Origin of the sequence: Vibrio sp. FF266 (assembly GCF_041439695.1) — a bacterium.
GTDB classification, from domain to species: domain Bacteria; phylum Pseudomonadota; class Gammaproteobacteria; order Enterobacterales; family Vibrionaceae; genus Vibrio; species Vibrio tasmaniensis_A.
The window spans coordinates 1-4,443 of the sequence record NZ_JBGOOO010000084.1 but is presented as its reverse complement, the minus strand read 5'-3'; the positions used below and the strand labels follow the sequence as shown (position 1 = coordinate 4,443).

The 4,443-nt window shown below is 39.1% G+C and carries 5 protein-coding genes; all 5 read left to right on the top strand.

The window, feature by feature from the left end; genetic code table 11:
* Positions 1-202: 202 nt before the first annotated feature.
* The 5 genes from ACED59_RS24120 to ACED59_RS24100 all read left to right on the top strand — a co-directional run bounded on the left by ACED59_RS24120 (position 203) and on the right by ACED59_RS24100 (position 4,310).
* Positions 203-730, top strand: coding sequence for a hypothetical protein (locus ACED59_RS24120; RefSeq protein WP_151417447.1), 528 nt, complete (start codon positions 203-205; stop codon positions 728-730).
* A gap of 78 nt (positions 731-808) precedes the next feature.
* Complete coding sequence (locus ACED59_RS24115; RefSeq protein WP_102286462.1) at positions 809-1,171, top strand: hypothetical protein; 363 nt, start codon at positions 809-811, stop codon at positions 1,169-1,171.
* A 9-nt stretch (positions 1,172-1,180) separates the two neighbouring features.
* Positions 1,181-2,368 (top strand): tyrosine-type recombinase/integrase, encoded by a 1,188-nt coding sequence (locus ACED59_RS24110; protein ID WP_371705183.1) that lies wholly within the window; start codon positions 1,181-1,183, stop codon positions 2,366-2,368.
* Positions 2,369-2,512: 144 nt separating this feature from the next.
* The gene (locus ACED59_RS24105) at positions 2,513-3,271 is read left to right on the top strand and encodes a hypothetical protein (protein WP_102424458.1); all 759 of its coding nucleotides are present in this window, start codon (positions 2,513-2,515) and stop codon (positions 3,269-3,271) included.
* Positions 3,261-4,310, top strand: a complete 1,050-nt coding sequence (locus tag ACED59_RS24100) for an ATP-binding protein (RefSeq protein ID WP_102424456.1) — start codon at positions 3,261-3,263, stop codon at positions 4,308-4,310. Before ACED59_RS24105 ends, ACED59_RS24100 begins: the two co-directional genes overlap by 11 nt.
* Positions 4,311-4,443: the final 133 nt, after the last annotated feature.

Genomic DNA, 4,443 nt, shown 5'->3' with positions numbered 1-4,443 from the left:
AACAAAACCTAGGGAAAGTAATTACTGAAGAAATCAGCCAGAGCAAGGGCTAGAGAGAGATTACAGGGTCAGTCTAGAGAGACCGACCCAGCGACTTAGGATTTTAGGTATTGAGTTGTGTGATGATGGAAATGGATTTCCAGCCTGACAGGGTGGTACAGTTTGCATATGTTTACTTATCCAAACTCGAAAGGCAAAAAGAATGAAAGGCTTAAAAATAGCAAGCAAGTGTGGTGTTATTCTTCTCTCAACGTTTATTTCTATGAATGTTCATGCTAATTGGAGGGTGTCTAGTAGTACTGATGAAATGACAGGAGAGACTCAAAATTATGCAATTTCTGACGCAGTCTCAACAACACGCCCTATGGGGTTTCCTTATAAGGATACTAAATCCTGGATAGGTGTAGGATGCGACGGTAATAGTGAATGGGTGTTCATTGGGTTTAGCAATGCACCAAACATATCAGGTGATAAGAATCAAAATGGTTGGAGTTTGATTAATACTAGATTTAAATGGGATAACAATATCCAGAATGTAAGCTTAAGTCAGACTTGGGGCGCTAAATTCATACACTTTAGGGGAAATGATGCTCCTGTCGTAGGAAAAATCCAATCGAGCCAAAAAGGGCTACTTGAACTGAATTGGCATGGTGAAGGTAGCGTGTATTTCCCATATTCATTCAGTGGGTCTAGTAAAGCAATTTCTACAATTCGACAGAAATGTAACTAGTATATTTCCACAATAACCGAATCAAAAAGATAACCTTTCATATATTAACTCCATGATATCAATATTATGGAGTTAATCATGCTAAAAATAACCAACCTTCAACAAATCTCAACCCTACCAATCACCATCACATTACAAGAACAAACCAAAGCTATAGTCACCGAACCGTTCCACGATGACGCTGAAACCCAACAGGCATGGGATGAACTGCAATGTGAACTCTGGTTCCTCACCTCAATTAATGAGCTAAACGCTGTCGTCGTCGACGATATCGAACTACTGAAACGAGCTCTAACCTATACCGAATTCGAAGATGACCTAGATTATGGAGCTTCTATATCCCTAAGCATTGTCGAGGACAGCGGTAAAGGCATCTACCTACTGATTCCTAAGACATTCCGCACTGAATTACATCAATATTTCTCAATCTCAGATGAATAAGGGGGACTGATGCAATCACGTAAATTCAAATTTAATAAACGCCAACTTGATTCATTACCGCCGACGCCGTCGACAAGTCGAAGCAAAGAAACTGAATATACGGATGAGCTCTGTAGCGGCCTGAAAATTATAATCAACAGACAAGGGAGGAAGCGCTTCTTGTTTAGGTACACCTATTTCGGCAAGAAAAAATCAATTCAACTAGGCGAGTATCCAGCGCTAGATATCAACACTGCTAGACAGATAGCCAATGACCACAAACGAGAGATAGCACTGGGAAATGACCCTAAGGCTATGAGAGATGAAAAATCCAATGTGCTCACGTTTCAAGAGTTTGCGGAGCTGCATTACCTACCGTATGCCCGTATGAACAAACTCACCGCTAAGAATGATGTCGGTAACTTAAAGCTTCATTTCTACCCTAAATGGGGCAAGAAAGGTATCACCGATATCAGCCAACAAGACATTCAAAAGCTACTCGATGGGGTTCTAGAAACAAGGAAGCCTTCCACTGTGAATAGATTACGTTCCTTAGCCCTTAGAATGTTCAGATTAGCAATGGAGTGGGGGTATGTAGATAGCAATCCGGGGCAGTACATAAGAAAGCTAAAGGAGAATAATTTAAGAAACAGATTTCTAAACCGCAAAGAGGTTTCATCTTTCATCAAGGCATGTAACGAGGAGCCCAATCGCACCCAAGGAAATGCCTTAAAATTCGCCCTACTTACCGGGATGCGCATAGGTGAAATTACTAACTCTAAGTGGGACTGTCTTACCGTCGACGACGACGGCAATTGGAGCCTATTCCTACCCCACACAAAATCGGGGTTATCAAGGACGGTTTTACTCAATAATTTAGCGAAAGAGGTGATAAATGACCAACGACGATTTCAGATACGTAAGAACCCCTATATCTTTGCCGGAGATGCACCCGGTAGACCTATCGCACATCCAAAGAAGGCATTCGCTCGGATCAAGAAAGCAGCAGGTATCTACGATGACTTCCGCATTCATGACCTTAGGCACTCATTCGCTTCGATCCTTATAAACAGTGGTAACGCCACGCTCTATGATGTTCAGCATTTGCTTGGGCACCAATCCCCCCAAACTTCGACTCGTTATGCTCATTTGGCGAGTTCTAGGTTGAGGAAGGTAAGTGCTAATGTGTCAGAGTTGGTAGGGGATGTGAGTAGTTAGGAAAGAAAGCAGTGAACATTTAGGGCACTGCTTTTTTAAAACACAATTATTTTATACCACGTTTGGGATCTATTAATGATACCAATGGTTTAGTTGCATATTGTTTGAGAGTATAATCAGGTACATCTTTCTTTGAGGTTAAATATGAATATTCAACAAGTTATCTCTGAGTGGAATACGCCTTTGGGGTTTATTGCGGCACTTATAGCTATTGGAGGGCTTATTTGGGGAGTAGTGAGATTCTGCCTATATAAGTATAAAAAGTTTAAAGAGCCAGTTGATGTTCACGGGTATTTGAAGTCACTTAAGTTAAGGAAAGAGTACAAGATCGCCATTGTTGATGATGAAATTGATGATTTTCCTATCCAGTATCTACGAAGCCTTGATTATAAAGTATCTACTTTTGAATCAATCTCACTCAACGAAGTAGATAAGTTACTCAACTTTGACATGATCTTCCTTGATGTAAAAGGTGTAGTACAAGAGGACATGGAAACAGGTGGCGCGAAGTTATTGAAGCTAATCAAGAAGGCAAAACCAAGTATCATGGTCATAGCTGTATCTTCAGGCAAATATCAATTAAACCTCAATTCCTTTTTTGAAAACTCTGATGACGTACTAAATAAACCCATTAGAGAAGAGAACATAGAACGATCTATCTCTGATTTGATTGATAGCAATATTGATGTGGATATGATGACCGAGAAGTTGTCGGATATGATTGCTTGTTCAAAATCCAAGCAAGAAAAATTGATAAACAAATGCTTAATTAAATTCTTTTCTGGTGCGGTTACTCATGAAGAGTTGTGCAACACAATTCATGTGAATACAAATCATAAGTATTCAGAAAAAATATCGACTATCGCAGATAAAATAGTGAAGAGGATAAATTTTGATTCGTGATTTCCTAAAGGATGGGTTGATTAGTCATAACTTCCCCATAATAGTTAATGGGAAGATTTATGACGGGAACAAAATTAAACGCAATGGTATTTGTACAGAGGATTGTTACAAAAATGAACACCTTAACATTATAAAGCCTGTAGTATGCACTCATGGATTTACCCACTATCTTAAAAAGGTCAATGGTCTAGATGTAGCTATCGTTGATGTCATCTCAGATAACAGTAGGCTATCAAAAAAATATCGTGGACGAAGTGTCACCCTAGAGTATGCACAAAAATGGTTTAGCTATCTAAATACTTTTAGTAACCGCCTCGATCAACTTGTCTTTCAAAAAGCTAGTGAAGACTTTGATAAATTTCATGAAGTAACTAAGTGGTGTGATCAAATACACCATTATTCAGATAAAATTCTTCGTAATTATGGTGATACCCCAAAAGACGCTGAAAAAAAAGCGCCAAAAAATGTAAAAAGCCTCTACAAATCTTCAGTAATGCTCAAAGATTCGTTGGAAACAACAGGGATTTACTTCAATCCTAATGCTGCAAAATACGGAAGAAAACGCTCTACTGATATCTATCGAATGATAGATAAGATTGTGCGTGTGGTTGAACACTCAGAGGCTAGTGCTTTTAACAAGAAAATCCGGCTAAGTGGCCGAGTAGATAAAAATTATGATATCTATGAGTCATTTAAGATCATCCCATTGTCATTTCTACAAAATGCGATTAAGTACTCGTCAAGTGATGAAATCAAGGTAAGGTTTGAAGAGTTTTCTAACTCACTAACCATAAACGTGATTTCTACAGGGAATTTCATCCCAAATACTCAATTAGAGAAGTTATTTGATAGAGGGTATAGAACTCCTTGGGCTCGAAAGACACACCATGATGGAAAAGGGTTAGGCCTTTACGTATCTAACATTGTAGCGGAGGCTCATAGTTTCGAGATTGGGGCTAAAAGCATGAAACTAAACTATGACTACAACGATCTACCTCAAGCTGAAAATCTATTTTTTTTGAAAATTACAGATAAGTAACCCCAACCTCTCCACCTACTCAATACCTAAAATCCTAAGTCGCTGGGTCGGTCACTCTAGACTGGCCCTGTAATCTCTCTCTAGCCCTTGCTCTACCTGACTTCTTCAGTAATTACTTTCCCTAAGTTTTGTC